This window comes from Corallococcus sp. CA053C, assembly GCF_003611675.1.
In the GTDB taxonomy this organism is placed as follows: Bacteria; Myxococcota; Myxococcia; order Myxococcales; family Myxococcaceae; genus Corallococcus.
In genome coordinates, this window is the sequence record NZ_RAWA01000635.1 from 1 (window position 1) to 3,529 (window position 3,529).

The following is a 3,529-nucleotide window of genomic DNA, read 5'->3' on the forward strand; positions in this document are numbered from 1 at the left end:
GTCCGCGAGCATCCCACCCAGGGGCGCGGCCAGCACCGCGCCCGCGCCGTTCAGCGAGACGACGAGGCCCGCCTGCTCCACGCTGAAGCCGCGCTCGCGCGTCAGGTACAGCGCCAGGAAGGGCGCCACGAAGGACCCCAACCGGTTCACGAAGGTGCCCACCCACAGCACCCAGTACGTCCGGGGCAGGCCACCCCCGCCGAGCGCTCTCAAAAACGTGGCAATGGGATTCATGAAGGGGGCCGGACGCGGAGTCGGAGGCGAGGCTGACCTCGCGCACCAGAATGCGCCGGGCCCCCGGCCGTTACCACTGGCTTTTGTTCACAGGGCTGGACTTCCCCGGCGCGCTCCTCCAGGTTGCGCCGCCACCGAAACGGCGAAGGCGGAAGCAGAGGGCATGGGTCAGGTCATCGGACTGCTGGGGGTGTGCCTGGTGCTGGGGGTGCTCGCCCGCCGCAGCGGTCGGTTCCCCGAAGCCACGGCGTCGGTCTTCAACGTCTTCCTGCTCAACGTGTCGCTGCCCGCGCTGGTGCTGCGCGCGATGCACCGGCTGGAGTTCGTGCCCGGGCTGCTCGTCGCCGCGGTGGCCCCGTGGCTGCTCTTCCTGGGGTCCAGCGCCTTCATGCGCCTCCTGGGCCCTCGCATCGGGCTGTCGCGCGAATCGGTGGCGGCGCTCGTCCTCACCGCGGGGCTGGGCAACACCGCCTTCGTGGGCCTGCCCATGGCGGCGGCGCTGCTGGGGCCCGCGGGCGTGCAGGTGGCGGTGGTGGCGGATCAGCTGGGCTCGTTCCTGGTCGCGGCGACGCTCGCCACGCTGACGGCGGCGAAGGCGAACGCGGGGGCGTCACTGCCCGCGCGGGTGCTCGTGCGCAAGGTGCTGGTGTTCGCGCCGTTCCAGGCCCTGGTGGTGGCGCTGCTGTTGCGGCCGTTCGCCTTCCCGGACTGGCTGGACGCCGTGCTGCAACGGCTGGGCGACCTGCTCACGCCGCTGGCGCTGTTCATCGTGGGCTTCCAGCTCCGGCTGGGGGGCTTACGGAAGCGGGCGCCAGCGCTCGCGCTGGGGCTGTCCTACAAGCTGGTGCTCGCGCCGCTCGCGGTGCTCGCCCTGCTGGCGTTCCTACCGGGGCTCGCGCTGGTGGTGAAGCAGGCCACCGTGCTGCAGGTGGCCATGGCTCCCATGGTGACGGCCACCCTCATCGCCGCCGAGTACGAGCTGGACACGGAGCTGGCGGTGCTCATGGTGGGCGTGGGCATCCCGCTGTCGTTCTTCACCGCGCCGCTGCTCCTGGCGCAGGTGCACTGAAGCACCCGTTTCTTGCCGTCCATCGCCGCCGCGGGCGGATGCTCCCCGGGCGGGCAGGTCACCGTGTGGAAGGGCGCTCGTTCAGGCGAGCGCCATGGTCTCGAAGGAGAGCTCCACGCCATTGGGCTTCACGCGCATCTGCGGGCGCGACAGCACGTGGCAGTGGGGGCAGTAGCCGTGGGCCCCAGCGGGCGTGGCCCGGATGGAGACCGCGCCGCCGCACATCATGCAGCCCTCGGGAAGATCGAAGTCCGCGAATCGCTCTCCGCTCTGGGTCTCGAAGTGGGTCATGCCATTGAGTTAACGCAGGATCAGCCCAACACAAGGAGGATGCGACCCGGGTCCAGGCCTGCAAACGTTACCGGGGGGTACACCGACTGCTCACCCACTGACACCGCAACCCCTTGGCCGGACGTGGACGGGCTGGCACGGGGATTTCATAGCGCACACCCTCGGACAGCAACGGGACGGGGGAGGTGTGGGATGGGCGCGGAGAACACGGTGACGGTGCGGTGCGACCGGAGGGGCTGGCGCGTGGAGGTGGAGGCTGGCGAGGGGGACATCCGGCGCTACCGCTACGGCAGCGAGGCGCAGGCGCGCTACTTCGCGGCGGTGTTCGCCCTGGGGCCGAGCGTGCTGCCCCCCAAGGACCATGCGCGAAGGCGGCAGGGGCCCCGCTTGCCTCTACCCATGCGGCCCTCTTTCGGAGAGGCTGCGCTGCATGAGTGATGCTCCCAAGCCCAAGCCCTTCATCATTCCCAACCGGCAGCACGTCACCAAGGAGCCGGATCCCGGCGGCCGCTGGTCCGCGCAGTTCCCGGACATGATCGGCTACACCAGCCAGGGTGGCGGCAAGGTGCCGGCCGACTTCGGATGGAACACCAACCCCAAGCAGTGGCAGGAAGAGCTGACGCCGCAGACGCTGGCGGAGCGCTTCGAGGAGCTGCGCATCCTGCCGCCGAAGCAGGAGGCGCCCGCGCTGCCCTCGGCCGCGGCGTCCACCGCGCCCACGCCGCCGCCGCTGCCCGGCATCAGCACCGCCACCGGCACCCCGAAGCCCTGAGCCCTCGCGCTAGCTGAACGGCAGGCTGGCCAGCCGCTCGCGGAAGCGGGCGAGCAGGTCCCTGGCGCCGGCTTCGTTGAGGCCCGCGGCCGCCTCCTGGCGGCCCTTGCGGAGGAAGACGTCGAAGGGCGCCGAGCGGCCGGTGAGCGCGCCCGCGGCCTCCACCGCTTCCTCCAGCACGCGCGCCGCGCCCGGCGAGCCCAGCTCCAGGTGCATGTCCACCTGCTCCAGCCGGACGCCGCTCGCTGCCCACACCGCGCGGTCGTGCACGATGAGCCAGGTGCGTGTCACCTCCTCCATCGCCTCGTCGAGGAGCGCGAGGAAGGGCTCCACGAGCCCGGGCAGCACGTCCGGCCCCAGCTCCGCCTGCGCGCCCGCGTCGCGCAGCCGGCCCCGCGCCGCGACGATTTCGCGCTTGGTGGGCGTGCGCAGCGCGAGCGACGAGGGCAGGGACATGAAGGCCGCGAGGCTCTCCTCCGCCTGACGCGCCAGCGCGGGCCGCTGGGCATCGGTCGCCTTCGCCGCGCGCTCCAGCCGTCCGTGCAACGAGCGACGCAGGTCGGCCGCCGCGCCCCGCAGGGCCACGCGCGCGCCCACCTGGTTCGAGTAGCCGGGCACCACGTCCTCGCGCCGCACGTCCGCGAAGGCCGCGGCGGTGAGGTAGACGAGGTCGCCAATGCGGTTGCGGAAGTCCGCGCGCGACGCGGCCAGCTCCGACATCAGCGTCCAGCGGTCGCTCACGACCTCCGGCCGCCGCATCTGCACGCCCAGCTCCTGCACGCGCTTGGAGAGGCGCTCGGCGCTGGCGTGCAGCACGGCCTCCGCTTCCTGCGCGCGGCGCTCGTCGGAGCTGGACGGGGGCGGGGCCCAGCCGCTGTCGCTGGAGGACGCGGGCCGGGCCGGCGGGGGAAAGGCGTCGCGGATGGCGACGACGAGCCGGTTGACGTCCACCAGCGTGTCGCCGATGGCGGGCGCCATCGTCTCCCAGAGCGACAGGTCCGCGGCGTCGTCGGGCTCGGCGGTGGTGGGCTCGTACTTCACGACGTTCAGGTGGCCCAGCCGGTCGATGGCGACGGCGGCCGCCTGGTAGACCTTGCGCAGCCGCTCCGCGAAGTCCCGGTCCATCAGGGACTCGAGCAGTGCATCCAGGCGGGGGGGCAGGG

General features: G+C 72.5%; 5 protein-coding genes and 1 pseudogene. 3 read left to right on the forward strand and 3 right to left on the reverse strand.

What is annotated here, in order from left to right:
- Window positions 1–234, reverse strand: a pseudogene (locus D7V97_RS41300) (MFS transporter); the annotation flags it as partial.
- Between the two features lie 163 nt (window positions 235–397).
- Here D7V97_RS41300 and D7V97_RS41305 point away from each other — a divergent pair.
- Window positions 398–1,303 (forward strand): AEC family transporter, encoded by a 906-nt coding sequence (locus tag D7V97_RS41305; protein WP_120616031.1) that lies wholly within the window; start codon window positions 398–400, stop codon window positions 1,301–1,303.
- Between the two features lie 81 nt (window positions 1,304–1,384).
- Here D7V97_RS41305 and D7V97_RS41310 read toward each other — a convergent pair whose 3' ends face one another.
- Window positions 1,385–1,594 carry a hypothetical protein gene (locus tag D7V97_RS41310; RefSeq protein WP_120616032.1) on the reverse strand — a complete coding sequence of 70 codons (210 nt, stop codon included), beginning with the start codon at window positions 1,592–1,594 and terminating at the stop codon, window positions 1,385–1,387.
- A 192-nt stretch (window positions 1,595–1,786) separates the two neighbouring features.
- Here D7V97_RS41310 and D7V97_RS41315 point away from each other — a divergent pair, with 192 nt between their 5' ends.
- Entirely contained in the window at window positions 1,787–2,032 is a 246-nt protein-coding gene (locus tag D7V97_RS41315; RefSeq protein WP_120616033.1) for a hypothetical protein, read from the forward strand.
- Window positions 2,025–2,366 (forward strand): hypothetical protein, encoded by a 342-nt coding sequence (locus D7V97_RS41320; protein WP_120616034.1) that lies wholly within the window; start codon window positions 2,025–2,027, stop codon window positions 2,364–2,366. Before D7V97_RS41315 ends, D7V97_RS41320 begins: the two co-directional genes overlap by 8 nt.
- A 9-nt stretch (window positions 2,367–2,375) precedes the next feature.
- Here the strand turns inward: D7V97_RS41320 and D7V97_RS41325 are convergent, their stop codons facing one another.
- Entirely contained in the window at window positions 2,376–3,527 is a 1,152-nt protein-coding gene (locus tag D7V97_RS41325; RefSeq protein ID WP_233583569.1) for a hypothetical protein, read from the reverse strand.
- Between the last annotated feature and the right edge of the window lie 2 nt (window positions 3,528–3,529).